The 17327-nt window shown below is 40.7% G+C and carries 23 protein-coding genes; 3 read left to right on the top strand and 20 right to left on the bottom strand.

The window, feature by feature from the left end; all coding sequences use genetic code 11:
* Nucleotides 1–12 precede the first annotated feature (12 nt).
* From A994_RS07490 to A994_RS13540, 3 genes are read left to right on the top strand one after another with little or no spacing between them, the layout of a single operon-like run.
* The gene (locus A994_RS07490) at nt 13–1029 is read left to right on the top strand and encodes an ABC transporter permease (protein ID WP_004030808.1); all 1017 of its coding nucleotides are present in this window, start codon (nt 13–15) and stop codon (nt 1027–1029) included.
* Entirely contained in the window at nt 1022–1546 is a 525-nt protein-coding gene (locus tag A994_RS07485) for an ABC transporter ATP-binding protein (protein WP_004030807.1), read from the top strand. The genes A994_RS07490 and A994_RS07485 overlap by 8 nt, the downstream gene beginning before the upstream one ends.
* Nucleotides 1547–1548: 2 nt before the next feature.
* A complete protein-coding gene (locus A994_RS13540; RefSeq protein ID WP_237739717.1) occupies nt 1549–1677 on the top strand; it encodes a peptide ABC transporter ATPase in 129 nt (42 codons plus the stop codon).
* A 90-nt stretch (nt 1678–1767) separates the two neighbouring features.
* On the opposite strand, the gene A994_RS07480 is transcribed toward A994_RS13540, so the two are convergent.
* The 20 genes from A994_RS07480 to A994_RS07385 all read right to left on the bottom strand — a co-directional run bounded on the left by A994_RS07480 (nt 1768) and on the right by A994_RS07385 (nt 17020).
* A complete protein-coding gene (locus A994_RS07480; protein ID WP_004030805.1) occupies nt 1768–3825 on the bottom strand; it encodes a Coenzyme F420 hydrogenase/dehydrogenase, beta subunit C-terminal domain in 2058 nt (685 codons plus the stop codon).
* Nucleotides 3826–3831: 6 nt separating this feature from the next.
* Nucleotides 3832–4143, bottom strand: a complete 312-nt coding sequence (locus A994_RS07475) for a PadR family transcriptional regulator (RefSeq protein ID WP_237739716.1) — start codon at nt 4141–4143, stop codon at nt 3832–3834.
* Nucleotides 4144–4388: 245 nt separating this feature from the next.
* On the bottom strand, nt 4389–4658 hold the full coding sequence (locus A994_RS07470; protein ID WP_004030801.1) for a DUF3194 domain-containing protein: 270 nt from the start codon (nt 4656–4658) through the stop codon (nt 4389–4391).
* 82 nt (nt 4659–4740) lie between these two features.
* On the bottom strand, nt 4741–5100 hold the full coding sequence (locus A994_RS07465) for a prefoldin subunit beta (RefSeq protein ID WP_004030800.1): 360 nt from the start codon (nt 5098–5100) through the stop codon (nt 4741–4743).
* Nucleotides 5101–5314: 214 nt separating this feature from the next.
* Nucleotides 5315–5587, bottom strand: coding sequence for a KEOPS complex subunit Pcc1 (locus A994_RS07460; protein ID WP_004030798.1), 273 nt, complete (start codon nt 5585–5587; stop codon nt 5315–5317).
* Nucleotides 5568–6092, bottom strand: a complete 525-nt coding sequence (locus A994_RS07455; protein WP_004030796.1) for a Brix domain-containing protein — start codon at nt 6090–6092, stop codon at nt 5568–5570. Before A994_RS07455 ends, A994_RS07460 begins: the two co-directional genes overlap by 20 nt.
* Nucleotides 6093–6408: 316 nt before the next feature.
* Nucleotides 6409–6540 carry a DNA-directed RNA polymerase subunit P gene (locus A994_RS07450; protein WP_004030795.1) on the bottom strand — a complete coding sequence of 44 codons (132 nt, stop codon included), beginning with the start codon at nt 6538–6540 and terminating at the stop codon, nt 6409–6411.
* Nucleotides 6541–6810, bottom strand: a complete 270-nt coding sequence (gene rpl37A / locus A994_RS07445) for a 50S ribosomal protein L37Ae (protein WP_004030794.1) — start codon at nt 6808–6810, stop codon at nt 6541–6543.
* A 275-nt stretch (nt 6811–7085) separates the two neighbouring features.
* Complete coding sequence (gene rrp42 / locus A994_RS07440; protein ID WP_004030793.1) at nt 7086–7886, bottom strand: exosome complex protein Rrp42; 801 nt, start codon at nt 7884–7886, stop codon at nt 7086–7088.
* A 1-nt stretch (nt 7887) separates the two neighbouring features.
* Nucleotides 7888–8583, bottom strand: a complete 696-nt coding sequence (rrp41, locus tag A994_RS07435) for an exosome complex exonuclease Rrp41 (RefSeq protein WP_192812708.1) — start codon at nt 8581–8583, stop codon at nt 7888–7890.
* Between the two features lie 57 nt (nt 8584–8640).
* Nucleotides 8641–9384 (bottom strand): exosome complex RNA-binding protein Rrp4, encoded by a 744-nt coding sequence (rrp4, locus tag A994_RS07430; protein ID WP_004030791.1) that lies wholly within the window; start codon nt 9382–9384, stop codon nt 8641–8643.
* Between the two features lie 31 nt (nt 9385–9415).
* Nucleotides 9416–10111, bottom strand: a complete 696-nt coding sequence (locus A994_RS07425; RefSeq protein WP_004030790.1) for a ribosome assembly factor SBDS — start codon at nt 10109–10111, stop codon at nt 9416–9418.
* Between the two features lie 3 nt (nt 10112–10114).
* A complete protein-coding gene (gene psmA / locus A994_RS07420) occupies nt 10115–10870 on the bottom strand; it encodes an archaeal proteasome endopeptidase complex subunit alpha (RefSeq protein ID WP_004030788.1) in 756 nt (251 codons plus the stop codon).
* 86 nt (nt 10871–10956) lie between these two features.
* Complete coding sequence (locus A994_RS07415) at nt 10957–11355, bottom strand: Rpp14/Pop5 family protein (RefSeq protein ID WP_004030787.1); 399 nt, start codon at nt 11353–11355, stop codon at nt 10957–10959.
* A gap of 188 nt (nt 11356–11543) precedes the next feature.
* A complete protein-coding gene (gene rnp3 / locus A994_RS07410) occupies nt 11544–12254 on the bottom strand; it encodes a ribonuclease P protein component 3 (RefSeq protein WP_004030786.1) in 711 nt (236 codons plus the stop codon).
* An 11-nt stretch (nt 12255–12265) separates the two neighbouring features.
* Nucleotides 12266–12685, bottom strand: a complete 420-nt coding sequence (locus A994_RS07405) for an RNA-binding protein (RefSeq protein ID WP_004030785.1) — start codon at nt 12683–12685, stop codon at nt 12266–12268.
* Nucleotides 12685–13230: a 50S ribosomal protein L15e gene (locus A994_RS07400; protein ID WP_004030784.1), complete on the bottom strand. Its 546-nt coding sequence runs from the start codon at nt 13228–13230 to the stop codon at nt 12685–12687. The genes A994_RS07405 and A994_RS07400 overlap by 1 nt, the downstream gene beginning before the upstream one ends.
* 178 nt (nt 13231–13408) lie before the next feature.
* Complete coding sequence (locus A994_RS07395; RefSeq protein ID WP_048204153.1) at nt 13409–15460, bottom strand: histidine kinase N-terminal 7TM domain-containing protein; 2052 nt, start codon at nt 15458–15460, stop codon at nt 13409–13411.
* 131 nt (nt 15461–15591) lie between these two features.
* Nucleotides 15592–16323, bottom strand: a complete 732-nt coding sequence (locus A994_RS07390) for a GNAT family N-acetyltransferase (protein ID WP_100222275.1) — start codon at nt 16321–16323, stop codon at nt 15592–15594.
* Between the two features lie 160 nt (nt 16324–16483).
* Nucleotides 16484–17020, bottom strand: a complete 537-nt coding sequence (locus A994_RS07385) for a GyrI-like domain-containing protein (protein ID WP_004030780.1) — start codon at nt 17018–17020, stop codon at nt 16484–16486.
* Nucleotides 17021–17327 lie beyond the last annotated feature (307 nt).

Below are 17327 nucleotides of genomic sequence, written 5' to 3'. Positions count from 1 at the left end.
AGTGCTCTTACCATGCTGGGCATAATAATTGGAGTGGCCACTCTGCTTCTTCTCATGGGTGCAGGAACTGGGATGAAAGCCTATACCAAAGACAAAATGCAATCTATGGCCGGTGATATAACCATATATAATAGTTCTGGAGGGGCTTATTCATCAGGAGAATACTATCTAGATTCAGAAGCTGTGAGTAAAATCCAAAACATGTCACAGCTTTATAATGTAAAAGATGAAACTGCATTCTCCTCAGAAATTAACAGAACACCAATATACGTTGTGGGTGTGTCTAGTTGGGATCAATACAAGGTAAACGGAACCAACGGGGTGGTGGTTGATCAAACACTTGTGGATAAATTCGATTACAAAATAGGCAGCAAGATCGTTATTAATGATAAAGAGTTTACTATAACCGGTACAACCAAACAAAAAACAATGCAGGGCCTTGTATTATTAGACATTGACCAAGCCCTTCCTTTAAATGATAATAAAGTATCCGATGTCACTGCCAGTGTTAAAGGAGATCCTGATACAGTCAAAAACACTGTTGAAAGTCAGGTCCCAGGGACCATGGCAATGACCCAGTCTGACTACTCTAAACAGATTGATGATGCAATGAATGGTATAATGCTCTTTATAGGTGCAATTGCCAGTATAGGACTCATAGTGGGAGTTATTAGTATTGTGAACATCATGCTGGTTAATGTAACCGAAAGAACACGTGAAATTGGAGTTTTAAAGGCCATTGGATTTACCAACCGTGAAGTGTTAGGCAGTATCCTCATGGAAGCTGGTCTATTAGGTTTTATTGGATCAATATTTGGTTTAATAATAGCTGCAGTACTCCTGCAACTGGCTATAACATTCTACGGAGCACAGCTTGGAGTGGAAGACATCACTCTAATGTATATGTTACCGGTCTGGCTGGTTCTGTCTGTGGTAGGTGGAGCTACAGTGCTCAGTGTCCTGGCTGGATTATACCCTGCCTGGAGAGCATCAAGACTCAACGTAGTGGAGGCATTGCGTTATGACTGATATACTGGAAATTAAAGAAGTATGGAAAACATACCAGATGGGTGCGGAAAAAATCAATGCTATTCAAGGGATTAACTTCAAGGTAGAAGATGGTGCATTCATAGCAGTGATGGGGCCTTCAGGGTCCGGGAAATCAACCCTTCTGCACCTGGCTGGCATACTTGATCAACCCACCAAGGGAGATGTTATCCTTAACGGTGAAAACATCAAAGAACTTTCAGGAAAACAACAGGCCAAACTGAGAAGAACCAAAATCGGATTCATCTTCCAACGCTTTAACTTACTTTCCCAGTTAACCGCACAAGAGAATGTCATGCTTCCCATGATAAAACCAGACCAGGAAAAAGCCAGGAAAATTCTTGACAGAGTGGGACTCTCAGGAAAATATGATCGACTTCCAACCCAGTTATCCGGCGGAGAAGAACAACGAGTAGCTATAGCCAGAGCCCTGGCCAACGATCCTGTTTTAATACTCGCTGATGAACAGGGGAACTGGACACCACAAACAGCCGGATGATCATGGATCTGTTAACCGAGTTAAACCATGAAGGGATGAGTATTATTATAGTCACTCACGACCCCATGGCTGCAGAGTACGCCCATAAAACTGTCAAGATGAAAGATGGGAAGATTGGTAATAGTAGTTAACTTATTAAACATTAGTTAACTTCTGAAGAATTAGTTAACTCTTGAAGAGGAGATGATTATCCCCCAGAGGGGGATAATTAACCTTTTTTATTAAAGACCTTCCTTAACCTCATTAATAAACTTAGTCTGCCCAATACGTTTTATGGTTGATGCCAGGCGTTCTCTTTGTGGTTTATCTGCATATTTATTGTAAACCTTGAGTACACTGTCTATGTAATCGGTTACTTCATCTACTGTTTCAACCTTGGTACTGAATCCTTGTACCAGTTCCCTACCGGCTTTACCACCTATGTAGAGCATGAAACCTTCTTCTTTGGTTTCCCGTGCATTGTGGGGGCAGGCAGTCATGCACTTCCCACATCCTACGCATATATCGTAGTTGGTGTAGGATGTTTCGCCTCTTATGTTAATGGCTTCCACCTTGCAGACTTCGGAGCATCTTCCACAACCATTACACTCATCTTCATTGGTCTGGGGGTATTTTATACCGGCTATACCTGCATCGTGTATCTGGGGCCTCATGCACTTATTGGGACAGCCACTGACTGCTATTTTGAACTTGTAGGGTGTTGGTTTTTCCATGAACCGTTCTTCAATGGTTTTACATATCGCGGTGGTGTCTATGAGTCCACTGCCACAATTTTCCTTACCAGGGCAGGCCAGTGTTGCCCTGACCAGTGGGCCCTCAGAACCAGTTACCAAGCCCAGTGTATTGAGTCTGGTTACCACTTCCTCCACATCAAAACCTGTTATATCGTGAAGCTCGTATGCTCCCCTGTTGGTCATCTTTATCCTGGCACCAAATTCTTCGGCCACGTTCAGAATTTCCTTGATTTCCTGTGCTTCATACCAGCCAGCTGGTTTGGCCCGTATCCTTATAAAGTAGGTGCCATCTGCTCTACTGGCAACACCAGCATAATCCGAGGCCCAGTAAAAGGATATGAACTCTTCATCTTCTTTTCTTCTTTGCAGTTCCTTCTGGAACCTTTTAAGCTTGAACTGGCGAAGTCTTTCAATCTCCTCAGGCTTAACACCTTCCTCAAGTTCCAGGGCCTCTTTAATCTCCTGACCTTTTGGAGTTCTGATGATGATGGTGGAGTAGCCCACGGGACTTCCCACTGATCCAATGGAAACATCGGCCATCTCGGCGTCAAAATCCCTGCACATCTTGCATCCGGCACAAAGTTCTATCTTATCCAGATCTATTTTCTTCTCCTCTCCATCCACCTGCACCCGGAGTTTTCCCTTTTTAACGTTGAATTTTTCAACGTCTTCCATTTTTATCTGGTTATCTTCCAGGATCTGTTTCATATTTCCGTAATCGAATTTTTCTGTGCAGAAAAGGCCTATGAGGTACTCGATCTTGGGGAGTTTGACTGGTTTACCTGTTCTTCCCAGTTCTTCCTCATGTTTTGCCAGGTATGGGAAGTACTGGAGTTTCCTGAGGCCGTTTATCTGGCAGGGTAGGGCTACTATGGCCACTCTTTCCAGTCCCATGTCTCCTGCAGTTTTCAGTGCTTCCAGGGTGGATATGGTGTATTTGGACTTGGATGTTTTCAGGAGATCTTCTGCATTTTGTACTATGAGTGAAACTGGTTTCCAGTACTCATCACCCACAACTATGGCCCCGTCGATTTTATCGTTTTCCAGTAGATGTTTTAAGAAGGTGGTGACTGCTCCACCATCCTGTCCACTGGAAGAACCCCTTCCGTAGTACATTTCTTCGGTGAATTTCTCCCTGATTTTTATCTGGTATTTTCCGGATGAAACACGTGGACAAACCTCGAAACACATTCCATGACCGTTTCGGAGGCATTCTTCGGTTAATTCTGGTTTTCCATCGAAGGATAGGATGTTGTTGGGACAGATCACTGCACAGGTACCGCACTTGGCACACATGTCGCTTTCAACTATTTCATCCAGTTTCCAGGCGTGGTCCAGTTTGGGGTACATTTTAGCCAGTTTCTCTGGGGTTCCCATCAGGGATATGGCCTGGGCTATTATTTCCTCATTAACTTCCACATTCTTCTCCAATGCTATGGCATCAGCACTGTCCAATATATGAGTTTTAAGTTCTTCAGAAACCTCTTTCTGCTGATCTGGACCCATACCTTTTGTTACTTCTTTAATATAATCATCAATAATCATGTCTATTCACCTATCCTGTGATTTTAAATTGTTTTCAAATTGTTCAATTGATTCATTTATTGATTTGAAAAAATCCAGCCAGTTTTCTCTAACTTTTCTCCCGTAATCAGTTACAGTGTAGTATTTTCTGGGCCGTGTATCCTCAGTATCCCATCGACTCGAGAGGAGTTTGTCATTTTCAAGACGCCTGAGCAATGGATATAATGTTCCTTCTTCTACTTTTAACCCTGAATTTTTAAGGTTCTTGGTAATTTCATAGCCGTAATGCTCCTTTTCAAGTAAACACATCACTGCTACCTGTATAGCGCCCCTCCTCATTTCTTTCTCGAATCTTTCAAAGACATTACTCATTTTCATATTCCTCACTATACCAGTTACAATAACATATGTTACACAATACTGTATGGTACATAGTATATAATTTTTTGGGAAAAGATAAAGGCAGAGTATTGAATTAGATATTTAAAATGTGATATTTTTAAATCAAAAAATGAGTTAATTGAATCTATAAAAAAGAATCCTGATTAAAATAAAAGGATCTTGATAAAAAAGGGGAGTGGAAGTTATTCTGTGAACTTCTCAACCTGTCTATCAATCTCTTCCAGAGCAACCTGTGCAGCTTCATCAGCCAGGTTGTCATCTGCTTTGCAAAGTTCATCCAGGAAGAGTTCTACTTCTACATCAACATCAAGACCATCTTCTTGGTTGAATTCAACTCTTAACTCCATATCCTGGACTTCTTTTTTTGAGACTTTGGAAAAAATATAGTTTTCTGCAGCTATTGCTGCAGCTTCGGATATTTTCTCCATTTCAGGGTCGGTTAATGTTTTCAAACTTTAAACCTCTGTAACTTAGGGTAGGGTACCAATCAACAGTAATTGGCCCCATTTAAGATACTAACATTAGTTAGCGACCTTAGTTGCCCATACCAGGCTGCTGCATCTGCATTGCACCCTGTAGGGTTTCCTGCATTTCCTGCAACCGTTTCATTACCCTTTCTTCCTGCCTTTTAACTGTTTTTTCCCGGAGCTGGAGGGTTTCCAGTTTCTCGGTCAGGTCTTCAGTTAGTTCAGGTTTGGGCATTTTAATTAACAGGGTTCCAGCGGTTTTGTAAACTTCTGCATCATCTGCCACTTTTTCCAGTTCTTCAAGGGCCTTTTCAGTTTCTTTTATCTGCATATCCACGTTCTGTTTCTGCATGGTTATGGCCTGAGCCTGCTGTTGCATCTGCTGGAATTGTGCTAATTGATGTTGGATATTTTGGGGAATTTCCATATTTTCACCTCTAATATTGTAACTAAGTATAAGTCTATGATCAGTAATTTTTATGACCATTAATTACTATTGGTAATTTAGGATCAGCTAATTGAATAATTTCGATCATTTAATTGAATATTGGTAATTTAAGATCAGTTGATTGAATAACTTATGATCATTTAATTCAATGAACTTCTATTTAATTTAATAACTTCCTGAATATTCAATGTTTTTAATTCTTTAAATTTTTTAATTCTAGGATCTCGTTGGAAAGCATTACCCATCTCAGGTATGAATTCAGGGATGCTCTAAGGGATGTTGTGTCCTGTGCAGTGATTGAGATCTTTAGAATGTTACCCTCAGATTCAATCTCAGTACTGGTTCGCTCCGAGGGTGATCCACTGATTTCTGGTTCAATAGCCCGAAGAACGATTTCTGCATCACTAGATGATGGAAATTCAAGTTCAATCCGACTTTCAACCTGTTTAAGAGCTTTTATCCTCATCACCTGCTAGTTTCCATTCCTGAAGGTAAATGCGTGGCCCAGTGGCCTGGCCTTTTCCATCGAAAAATTCAATTAAAGGTCTGGATTTCTGTTTGCTGGTTCTGATGAGTAGAAGGTTGCAATCATGATTTTTCCCCTGCAAATCCGTTATGGAATCTTCAGGGGGAATTGCAAATATTTCCGTGGATAGATCTTTTAACTCATCCACTTCACAGCGGATGCAGAGGTTATCCTTTTCCATTCTTCCCTTGGGGAGGGAAAAGTCCACGGTTATCAGTAGACTGATGAATAGTTCTCCATCCTGGTAGAAATCCATCCGGTTGGGGTTTCCGTTTCTTTCAAATACCACAGCCACCCTGTCGGTTTCCATTTCCTTTGCCTTTAAAAAGACATCCCTGAGGCTCATTTTACCACGGTTTACGCAGCGAGCTTTTAATACTCGTTCAAGACCTCGGCAGAATGTTCGGGTCCTCTGGGATGGTTTTCGGGAAGTGGTAATTAACATGAAATAACCAGAATATGATTGGGATCAAGGAATATAGGGATTTAAATAAGATCTCTGATTAAAAAAGATCTCTGATAAAATATATGATGGATATAGAGATCTAAAACAATCCTATGAACTTTAAAGAGATCTAAAAAATCCAAATGGTATTTTAAAGATATTTAAGGCACCCTATTATATTTAATAGAATCTTTAGGATAAAATTCTAGTGATAAAATCTTAAAGGATAAAATCTTGAAGGGATAAAATCCTAGGGATAAAATCTAAAGGGATAGAATCCTGATGGAATCTGTTAAAGATGCCCATCTACAAGATTTTATCTGGCTTGTACTTGTCGCCTGACCGGGGGGATCTCCTTGAAGAGTATCCGGTAACGGCAGCTGGGACACTTGGATTCTGTGTAACCTTTGATATCTACCAGTGTACCACATTTATCACATTTATACAATTATAAACCTCCAACAATCCTCTTAATGTTCCTGGTAGCGGTTTTACCCATTGGGGTGTTGGGCATGTATGCTCCGCCAGTGAATACTGCTCCGCATTTGCGGCATTTCCATATTCCTGCTGCGGTCCGTTTAACTCCAGGTCGATCACATTTAGGACAGGTGTGATTCTTCTTCATGTTGTCTTCGATGCTTTTTACGGTTCTTTTAGCTTTCCTACCGTACCGGGCTCCGAATCTTCCGGTTACTCCTACTTTTTTAGTTCTTGCCATAATTATCACCTTGTTAGTTTGTTATTTTTTTAAAATGAAAGGAATCCGGATGTTTATTCATCCAAATTACCTGGTCACTGTACTATGTTAGTTACGCTGTATAAACTTTTTTGATCTTATGAATTTTTTTTATTTGAAAATTCTTAACTAACCGAAGGCTCTTCAATTTAACCAAAGATTCATTCTATTTAACCAAAGACTCTTCCATTAAACCAAAGATTCTTTAATTAAACCAAAGATTCTCCTTTTTTTAAGATCAAATTTATCTGCTCAAGTTATGCTTTGGGGATGAACTCACGAAGTTCTTTAGTCTTGGTTTGAGCTATTTTAACAGCTTTCAAAATTTCTTCACGTGTGAGTGGTACTGATCCACCTTTTTGCATGGCGCAGATACTTCCATCGACTCGCACACCTATGGATATTCTGGCATCCAGGACATCATCTTCTTCCAGGGAAGGATCTGCCACTAGTTCTCCACCGATCTTGGCCAGGGTGCACATGAGGGGTTGTTCTGCGATTGGAATTGGAACCATGGTTTCATAGTCAATTACAACTTCATCATCCTCAATGGTTGTGCTTGGGATTTTGGTATTCATCAGGGCAGCTACACTACCCAGAACTGCGGCATCCATGAGGTTGCCATCGTAATCAATTACGTGCAGGTCCAGGAATATCATCCAGACTTTCTTTCCAGGGATGATGACCAGTTTTTCCAGGTCCACTACTTTCCCTTCCCTTACACAGCGGTCGGTTACTCTGGACAGTTCCACTGAAGTTTCATTGGGAGGTCCTGCTTCGAAGTTAGGGGCTGCCATGGGTACGAGTTCAGAGTTGGTTATTAAAACACCCACGTTGGGTGTGTCAGGGAATGGTTCACCGATCTGGGGTTTGGCACCCACTATTATCTGGGTGTTACCTATTTTAACCCGGGCGGAACCTTCTGCTTTTTTAATGACACCGGTTTCAATTGTCACTTCCCGGTACTGGTCCAGGGCTCTTCCGTCTGCTCTTTCTCCGTTCTTGATGAGGTTAGCAACACTTTCCCTTATGATCTCTGGAACTATGCTTTGTACCATCTTAATCACCGTACCTGTTCTTTATGGCTTTTTTCTGTTCTTCGCTGATGATTTTACATCCTTTTATAGCTAGATCCAGTGCCTTTTCGAATTCATCGTCAGTGAGGTGTCCATCCATCTGTAGCAGGGTTATGTCCCCGGTGCGTGGCATCATGGCTATTGGTAAGTCAGCTTCTCCTTCCTTATCTTCCCATTCTGATAGGTCCATGATAACCTGTCCATCAGCTTTACCAGCTGCACAGGCGGATACCATGTCCCGCATGGGTATGCCTGCATCGGCCAGTGCCACGGAGGCTGCGGTTATACCTGCACATCGGGTTCCACCTTCTGCTTGAATGACTTCTATGAAAATGTCAATTGTTGATCTGGGGAATTTTTCCAGGAAAACTGCAGGGTTAAGGGCTTCTGTAGTTATCTTGGATATTTCCACTGATCTGCGGTCTGGTCCTGGTCTTTTCCGGTCATCCACCGAAAATGGTGCCATGTTGTATCGGCAGCGCAGTATGGCCATGTTAGGTTTTAATAATCTGCGTACGTGCAGTTCTCTGGGACCATAAACAGCTGCTAGGACCTTGTTATCGCCGATTTCCACGTATGCAGATCCATCGGCTCTTTCCAGGACTCCTGCTTCTATTTTCAAGGGCCTCAGTTCATCAAAAGCCCTTCCATCTGGTCTTTTTTTAGTGGCAGAAGTTATGAAACTTCCTTTACTATTTTCTCCAATTGATTTGCTGGTTAGAATAATAATCACCCCTTACTGAATCAATTCTTCCTCATATTCATCTTCTTCTTTTGTATCTGGTTTTTTAGTATCTGGTTTTTCGGTTTTTTCACCGAGAAGTTCCAGTAACATGTCCCTTATCCTGTCAGTGAGGCCAGATGTGTGTGCTTCTTCTTCGATGGTTTTAACAACCTTCTGCACCACTCTTTCCATCTCTGGTTTTCCTTTAACCCAGACTACTCCATTTTGACCTACCACTACTTCACATCTGGTCTGGTCTTTGATCATGTTGATCATGGATCCTTTTTTACCTATGAGTCGGGGCACCTTGGTGGGGGTAATGTTTATGAGGATTCCTCCACGGAATTTACCAAGTCCTCTACCTTTGAGACCAAGTTTTACCTTTTTAACTTCGTCAACATCCACCACGCGCAGGAAAAGTACATCTCCCACATTGAAAGCCCGGTTTAAGTCTCTTTTTTCCTTACCGAAAACTTCTGCTGCAGGTAATATTCCAGAGTAAGGTGAGTTTATGTCCAGGTTCCACATGGAAAAGCGGATATCAGATACTTTACCAATAACCACGTCTCCCCTTTTAGGAATGTATTTACTCTGTAATGGTATGACACTGATTTTTTTATCCCTAACAGCCACCAGGCCGACCAGAGAAGAGCATACCTTGTCTTCTTCCTTGAAAGTTCCTCTTCCTGAGTGATAGTCCCCTTCTGCTAAGATCTCACCCGGAATTACTATCTGTTTATCTTCTACTAATAACACGTTTTGCCTCCTTTATTAGGCTAAAGAAGTTTTATTTTAAGAGTTTGGATTCAACCTGTCCATGGGTAATCTCGGAGAGTTTTTGATAGAAACCTTCCTGCATACCACCAGGGATTTCCACTACAGCAACCCATGATCCGTCCTGTTGCCATTCTTCTTTTATGGTTTTCCCGAATTCAGGTATAACTCCATAAACCCGTCCAGTATCCTCTCCAGGTATGTGGATGGCTACTTTCACTTTTTCAAGCCTTATGGGTATTAACTTACGGATGGCTTTTAGAGTGATATTTACCTGCTCATCCACACTCTTAAAGGGATCTATCCGGACTTTAGCCTCTTCCATGGCTATTTCAATCCTTCTAGCAGGGTGGGGGAGTTTTGTTTGAGGATTTATGGCTTCGCGGGATATTTTTGCCACGACCATCCTTCTCTTATCCTCCTGCATATCCCTCCGTTGTTGGGCGGTGAGTTGGACCTGCCCTTTGCGGATGATGATTACAGCGGCTTCCAGGGGATCAGTTGTTTCAAAGGCTTTGTTCATAGCCTCTTCCGATGCTTTATCCCCCTTTTTAGCATCCTTGAAAACCTCTTCAACAGCCAGTATCTCTTCAATTTGGATATCGTCTCCCCTTTTAAAATCAGATGCCAGATCCGGATCCACCAGGATCTCAAACCGTTCCCCGTAGTATTCCAGGCGGGCTATTACTGCATTTTCCAGGGTGATCATGAATTATTCCTCTTCTTCCTCGTCCTCCTTGGACTTGCGGATGAGGAGTTCTTCTACATGTTCTTCTATTTCATCTTCTGTGAGTTTGCGATATTTATGATTGGATTCTTCTATAACCGCAATTTCCACGCTTTCTTTGGTGGTTTTGCCTTCGGTTGCCTCGTAGATTGCGTCCAGTGCCAGTTCCATGGCTTCGTTGATTTTGAGATCTTCACTGTAACCCTTTTCAAAGACTTCCATGGCCATTGCCCTACCAGCTCCAATTGCAGTGGCCTTGTATTCAATTAAGGCACCACTGGGGTCTGTTTCAAACAATCGGCATCCGTTGTCGTTGACTCCCCCGATGATCAGTGCTGAACCGAATGGTCTGACTCCACCGTGCTGGGTGTACATCTGTTTCATGTCACAGATCTTCTTGGCTAACATTTCCACGGGTATGGGTTCGTTGAAGGTGATCTTGTTGACCTGAGATTCCATTCTAGCCTGTTCAATTAGTTTACGGGCGTCGGCCACCAGACCGGAGGTTGCTGCTCCTATGTGTTCGTCGATCTGGAATATCTTTTCAATGGAGGTGGGTTCCACCAGTTTGCTGCTGGGTCTTTTATCTACCACCAGCACAATCCCCTCTGCTGATTTCACACCTAATGAAGTTGTACCTCTTTTGACAGCTTCTCTTGCGTATTCAACCTGAAATAGCCTTCCATCTGGGCTAAAAATAGATATACCTTTATCATATCCTGCTGCTGGGAACGGTTGCATATCTTATACCTCTTTTAAATTTTTTGATAAAATAATGAACTTCAATAAAATATTGGTTTAGAAGTTAATAAAACCATTTATACATTTTACTCATCTGCTGCCTTCAATTTAATAAAGTTTGTTATAGCTGCCTTGATGGTTCCTGAAATTCCAAGAGTGTGAAAAACCACATTTTTCCCGTGGAATTTAGTTATGGTAGGAAGAACTGCTCGGGCTCGGTCTAATTCTTCCCTTTTACATCGGATGATTCCCTTAACCACGTGTTTTCCATTTACAGGATAACAACTACCAGTATCAGGACAGTTCCACACTTTCACCACCCATAATCCCAGTTGGCTGGTCCCACATGCCCCGTAAAGGTTTAAAGATGACTCTGTAACCAGGGATATTACATCATCCCGTTGTAGAGGGATTTCTGAAAAAGCCTCAAATGCCAGGTATCTTTTCTTATCCCTAAGGTGCGTGGGTAATATTTTAAGTTTCATAAACTCTTATATCTCCGTATATTTGAGTTTAGTCCAGTAAATTCTGGGTTTAATAAATATCAGAATTCTAAATTTAGTTAAATTTTAAGTTTATCAATGATTCTGAAATTTAATGTAGTTAATTCTGAGTTTAGTCAGGTTAATTCATTAATTTATTATTTTAGATAAATAAATCCCGGTATATTTAATTATTTTACCAAACGTGCCCCTGGAACTATGATATCATCTCTTATTGTATTTCTGTAGATAATTTCCTGTGGAGTTTTGGACAATGCATTGAAGGCTTCATCCTTGGTCATTCCAAAACAGGCTGACAGTGCCATGATATCTCGCGGGTTACGCAGCCCATAGAATGAACTGGTGTCACTGGTGATTATTACCGGTACCTCGTATTTACGATGCAACTTCATAATCTGCCGGAACTGATTTAAAACCCTGTATTGCTGGTTTGGACGAGTTAAAAGGAGATATTTCAGGTTTATTTCTATCGCAACACTGTTTTCAGCAGCTTTAACTGCCAAAACATGGTTAATACCACTATCAAAACGGCTGCGATAGGGGTGGCTCAGGATATCAACACGTGGATCTTCGGTGGCTGCTCTGTTTATTTTAAGGTCACCACCATGGACCAGAATGACATCGGCCTTCTTTCGAAATTTCTGTACCTGTTTTTTAAGGTCTTCCTGATTTTTGGCCTCTATCTCCACACATATCTGGATAGAAATGTGATCATCCTTATCTTCATTCAGGTCACTGATGCTTTTACGCAGGTTTTTAAGGGTTTCGGGTTTATTGATACAATCTCGGGAATAGACAGTCAACCCTACTCCATGGTATCCTATGTTTCCAGCATCTAGGGCCAGTTCAGGACCACCATGAATATGAAAATCAAAAAACATCTTTTACACCTTTATTCAAATATCTGCCGGGCTACCTTTAGAGCCTCTTCTTTCCTGGAAGGATAGGCAGCTATTTTCAGTTTCAGGTGCAGGGAATCACCATGATCCACTACTTTCAGATCTCCCAGATATGCACGTTGTTTATCAAATCTAAGAAAAAGATTCCCTCTTTCATCCATTTTGAATTCAAGTTCCCTTAGAATCCTTTTTTTGGCAGAGGGGTTTAGTGAATGTAATTTTTCCAGGAAATCTTTAAGTTTTCTTTTTTTGGTGATTTTTCCCTGGAGAATAATAACCTGATTCTTATGGTAACCTTCAGTGATTTCCTTGGTTGGTTGGGCAGCGGGAAGGAGGGTGGATAAAGCCTCCCTCACCTTCTCTTCGTTTTCAGTTCCGTAAACAAAGGCCCGGTAGGAGAGGTTATGTATCATTACCTTAATTTCTCCGCTCCTTTACCTTTATTCCTGAGTCCCCTATTTTTCTTACCTTCACTGGTCAATCCACGGAATGCTCTTCCACGGTGGTGTTTTTCACAGATCCAGTTGATTTTAGGGTCGTTTTTGATCACAGGATGGTTAGGATCAACCAGGATCACTTCAAAGAATTTGAATTTCCCATCTTCCCAGAGCCAGTAAGAGTTTAAAACTTCCAGGTTGGGATATTTACGGGCTACCCTTTCTTCAGCCATGCGCTGAATGGATTTTTTAGGAGTTATCTTTTTAACACCCTGCCTTTTTGGCTTACGACCTGCGGTGAATCTGGTTTTCCTTCGTCCACCACGACGTACACGGGTTCTGACAACTACGTATCCCTTTTTGGCTTTATATCCAAGGGACCTTGCCCTGTCAAGTCTGGTTGGTCGCTCGACACGGGTGATTACACTTTCTTTTCTCCACTGGGGAGCTCTCTGTTGCATTAATTCTTTTACGTAAGACTCATCTGGATTTTTCCAGGCATCTCTTATATAACTGTACATTAAATACACCTCTTTTTGTTCAGCTTTCGCCACATCCATGGGATCATTAGGGGTCCCAAAAAAAGTAGGTCACTTACGCCATATTGGCGGTAACACAATGTTGATCACATGCCCTTAAAAAGGTTGTGTTCAGGGGCATAAAATCAAAAGCAATTTTAGTAAAAAACTTCATCAATGCTTAAGAATGATCCAGCTTTTCTTCAAAGGTTATGTCGAACTTGGTTCCCTTACTGGTGTCCAGTTTGATTTCAGCACCGATCTGTTCAGATAAACTGTAGATGAGCATTATCCCCAGTGAATCAGATTTTTGGGGGTCAAAGTCTGGTGGGAGACCAACTCCATTATCACTGACTGTTAATCTAAATTTATTTGTACCATCATCAGTATCAGAATGGAAGTCAACCTTTATTTCACCACTTTCCTCATCTGGAAATGCGTACTTTAAACAGTTGGATATCAGTTCGGTTAAAATGAGTCCCAGGGGAATGGCAGTGTTTATATCCAGCATAACCTCATCAACATTAACACTCATCTTCACCCGTTCAGGATCAGCGGCATAACTGTAGAAAAGGTTATTGGCCAGAGTGGTAATGTATCCACTGAATTCTATCCGTTTAAGATCACTGGACTGGTAAAGGCTTTCATGTATCATGGCCATGGACTTGGCACGGTTTTGACTATCTTTAAAAATATCCCTGGCATCTGTATCCTTAATATACCGTGATTGCAGGTTAAGAAGACTCTGGATAACCATTAGATTATTTTTAACGCGGTGGTGGATCTCCTTCATCATCAGATCCTTTTCTTTTAAGGATTTTTTCAGTTCTTCCTCCAGTTTTTTCCGCTGGCTAATATCCCTGGCCACGATCTGAACCGCTCGTTGACCATTATAGTTTATTGGGGCATCACCAACTTCAATATCCTTATGTTGGCCATCGAGAGATATGATTTTTTCTTCAATGAAATCTAAAGTTTTATTTTCAACGAAAACTTCATGTAACCGTTTTTTAGAAGTTTCCACCGAATCAGGAGAGTAGAAACTGAAAAGATTTTTATCTAAAAGATCTTGAGGATTTTCCATGCCAAATATAGTGGCGGAAGCCTTGTTGGCGAAAACGATCTTCTCACCCATAACCACCAGAATTGCATCGGGTGAAAGTTCAGATAAATTCTTATAACGTTCTTCACTGTCAATATAATCTTTTTCAGCTCTTTTAAGTTTACTTATATCCTGAATTGTTAATAATCGTCCTTTGAATTCATTTTTATCATAGAGGAATGTGATCTGCATCCTGATCCACCGGTTGAATGGATCACCCACATATATTGTTTTTTCTTCACCAGCTGTATGGTAAAACTCTTTTAATTCAGGGAATTTATCCAGTAAATCTGTTGCCTGTTTCCCCACATCATCTTCAGTTATTCCAATCATTTCTGCAGCAGGGTTAACATCGATTAATGTGCCGTTGGTATCAAAAACCATGAACCCATTTTTTATTGTTTCAAAGAGTTTTTCATAGGCAATGGGCCTTATACCCAGTAGAGAAAATTTAAAAATTGATACTGCCAGTAGTAGTCCAGAAATAGTTAACCCAAATGGAGTTATATCCAGTCCAGGGATGCCAAGTATATCCGTGTTGTAGAGGACACTGAAAAATAGTGGTATCACCCCACTTGTAATCAGGATCAATATTTGGGTATGGTATACCCGGGGGGATTTCATTAAGAGTCTTAACAGGACTACTAATCCCAGGATTATGAGTATGAAACTGTAGGCAATGTTCACCCAGAATGCCACTCCATGGGCGTAGATTAATGGTGAACCAGTCACACTGGAAACTGGGGTGATGCTGGGCCAGATGAGTCCATGTAAATCATTGGTAAATGCCAGGAGGATGATAACCAGGGGTAAAACCATTAACATCCCAATATATTTTGGTTTAAGGTATTTTTCGTGTTGTGCGTATTCCAATATTACAATAAACCATAACGGTGCAGCGGTAGCCACTCCAATGTAACTGATTTTTATCCAGAATATTTTGGCCCACATCTCTAGACTGAAAAATTCCATGGCCGAACCCAAGCACCATAAAAATACAGATAAAGTCAGAAGGGAAAAATAAAAGTATAAATTAGATGAACGCTTCTTTAGGCTGTAAAACGATAAATAAAGAAGTATTATGGCACTAATAAGTAATATAATGCCCAAAATAGAATGTTGTGATGCCATAGTAGATCTACTCAGTGAATTTCCAATTACCATTAACTAATTTTTTTCCTGTGAAAATAATTTTTATCTGTGAAATATAATATAGTTTCTATTTCAAAAAAAGTGGGGCTCTGTCAGAAACCTAAAAACATTCAGGGCTTTATGGTATTGAGAAGTTTATCAAATTTTTTTTCTGCCATTACTTCATGTGTTAAGAACTTCCCATTGTGAAAAACACTGAAAATCCCAAAGGGAGTTGGTAAGTCTTTAGCCTGCTTTAGACTTTCCACCTTGATTTTTTCGGTTTGAAACCCATGTTTCATTGCAACATCAACCATAATATCAACATAATCTGCGTTAAATGGACACATATCCGTGTAAATAAAGGTTAATCCAGTTTTTCCAGGAATCTCAGCTTTTTTTGCTTTATCTGTGAATTGGGGTGTGGGTGCATCTTCAGAGAATTTCTTCACCAGCATTTCAAAATAGGGCGGGGCCTCATCGCATATCTCAAACCCTTTTTTAAGGTAGAATTTCTTATCCACTGTAAATGGGAGTTTTTTACGCCCGGTTACTACTACCAATCCCTTTTTATTATTATTCCGGGAATCTTTCTCCGATTCCTCCAGTAATTGGGAGCCGTAACCTTTACCCTTGTACCGGCCAGATGCCCAGAGACACTGAATAAAATTATAGCCTGGTGCCTCAACTGGAAACCAGGCATATTCTGCAGGGACGTATTCAATGAACACTTTGCCCCGAACATTAAACTTTTTAAAGGTATGGCCCTCTGCAAATCTATCTTTTAACCAGGCCTTCTTAACACCGGCACGTTTCTGATTCTTTTTATTTACCCAGTGCACAGCAAATATGTTCGGTGCCAATGTTATCCTTATTCAGAGTTATTATCTCCAGTTCTTCAGCCATTTATTTCCCCTCAATAGTTTTTGTATTTAAAATCTCCGGATTGAAGATAGTCATTTATCCCCTTATAAAGAAGCTTAATTAGTTTTTAAACATGTTTTTGTTTTTAAACATTTCTGCTCATCTCGTTTTAACAGGAACGTAGAAATCAACCTTAGATTCAGAATCTTCCATGCCTTTATACTGGTTTTTATGGTATGCCAGCGCCATGTAGGGATAAGCTTCATCATACTCTGAATTTGGAAGCCATTCATTCCAGATGTATTCACCACCCCTGAACATATCTTCTCCTTTGAAGGTGAAAACTGCGTATTTTGTTAGGGGTAAACTCTTGCAGAACATTTCCAGGGGCATTTCCTCTAGCTTCTTCATCTCAACTCCCACATAAACATAAAATTTCCCAGTCTCATGGTAATCATCTGGTTGCAGGTGTACTTCATACGCTACATCCCCCAGGGCCTCTTTCAGAATTGAATCTCCAAATCTTTGATATAACTTATAAAAACGACCCCATAAAATTCCAATTTCGTTTTTTGAACTCCATTCCCTATTGGAATGAAAAGGATCTCCATAATAAACGCAACCAACTAATTTTAAACTTATTTCTTCGGTTATCTTAATCTTCTGGGGTTTTGGCTGGTCCGGGAGAGTGTTCATTTTTTTTCAGTCCTTTTTTTGTAGTAGATAATCTGCAATACTCACTAACTATGATACTGCAGTTTTGATAAAATTTAATGATAATTAATTTGTTACCACCTCCTTATTATTCTTGATAGGTAGATTAACGGATAAACTCCCATTAATTAAATTACGGTGAGATAGTTAGGTTTAATAGTGTTGGTTTGTCTTAGTTTTCTTATTTGGGTTAATATTCTCCTTTCCACTGTGGCCATAAGAACGATAACCATACTGGGATCTCAACTTCCTTCACCCGATCAAAGGATGGTGTGTATGGTTTTAGATC

Origin of the sequence: Methanobacterium formicicum DSM 3637 (assembly GCF_000302455.1) — an archaeon.
GTDB classification, from domain to species: domain Archaea; phylum Methanobacteriota; class Methanobacteria; order Methanobacteriales; family Methanobacteriaceae; genus Methanobacterium; species Methanobacterium formicicum_A.
Note: the sequence above shows the minus strand (reverse complement) of the source record. Positions and strands in the feature narration are given on the sequence as shown.

Bases quoted from the DNA above. Each gene is read 5' to 3' on its own strand.
- A994_RS07485 (WP_004030807.1), top strand. From the start codon at position 1,022: ATGACTGATATACTGGAAATTAAAGAAGTATGGAAAACATACCAGATG.
- A994_RS07490 (WP_004030808.1), top strand. From the start codon at position 13: ATGCTGGGCATAATAATTGGAGTGGCCACTCTGCTTCTTCTCATGGGT.
- A994_RS07465 (WP_004030800.1), bottom strand. From the start codon at position 5,100: ATGGAAATTCCCCAAAATATCCAACATCAATTAGCACAATTCCAGCAG.
- A994_RS07395 (WP_048204153.1), bottom strand. From the start codon at position 15,460: ATGGCATCACAACATTCTATTTTGGGCATTATATTACTTATTAGTGCC.
- A994_RS07415 (WP_004030787.1), bottom strand. From the start codon at position 11,355: ATGAAACTTAAAATATTACCCACGCACCTTAGGGATAAGAAAAGATAC.
- A994_RS07460 (WP_004030798.1), bottom strand. From the start codon at position 5,587: ATGAGGATAAAAGCTCTTAAACAGGTTGAAAGTCGGATTGAACTTGAA.
- A994_RS07405 (WP_004030785.1), bottom strand. From the start codon at position 12,685: ATGATACATAACCTCTCCTACCGGGCCTTTGTTTACGGAACTGAAAAC.
- A994_RS07385 (WP_004030780.1), bottom strand. From the start codon at position 17,020: ATGAACACTCTCCCGGACCAGCCAAAACCCCAGAAGATTAAGATAACC.
- rpl37A (WP_004030794.1), bottom strand. From the start codon at position 6,810: ATGGCAAGAACTAAAAAAGTAGGAGTAACCGGAAGATTCGGAGCCCGG.
- A994_RS07475 (WP_237739716.1), bottom strand. From the start codon at position 4,143: ATGAGGAGGGGCGCTATACAGGTAGCAGTGATGTGTTTACTTGAAAAG.
- rnp3 (WP_004030786.1), bottom strand. From the start codon at position 12,254: ATGTTTTTTGATTTTCATATTCATGGTGGTCCTGAACTGGCCCTAGAT.
- A994_RS07400 (WP_004030784.1), bottom strand. From the start codon at position 13,230: ATGTACAGTTATATAAGAGATGCCTGGAAAAATCCAGATGAGTCTTAC.
- rrp42 (WP_004030793.1), bottom strand. From the start codon at position 7,886: ATGGTACAAAGCATAGTTCCAGAGATCATAAGGGAAAGTGTTGCTAAC.
- A994_RS07425 (WP_004030790.1), bottom strand. From the start codon at position 10,111: ATGATCACCCTGGAAAATGCAGTAATAGCCCGCCTGGAATACTACGGG.
- A994_RS07455 (WP_004030796.1), bottom strand. From the start codon at position 6,092: ATGTTAATTACCACTTCCCGAAAACCATCCCAGAGGACCCGAACATTC.
- A994_RS07480 (WP_004030805.1), bottom strand. From the start codon at position 3,825: ATGATTATTGATGATTATATTAAAGAAGTAACAAAAGGTATGGGTCCA.
- A994_RS13540 (WP_237739717.1), top strand. From the start codon at position 1,549: ATGGATCTGTTAACCGAGTTAAACCATGAAGGGATGAGTATTATTATA.
- psmA (WP_004030788.1), bottom strand. From the start codon at position 10,870: ATGCAACCGTTCCCAGCAGCAGGATATGATAAAGGTATATCTATTTTT.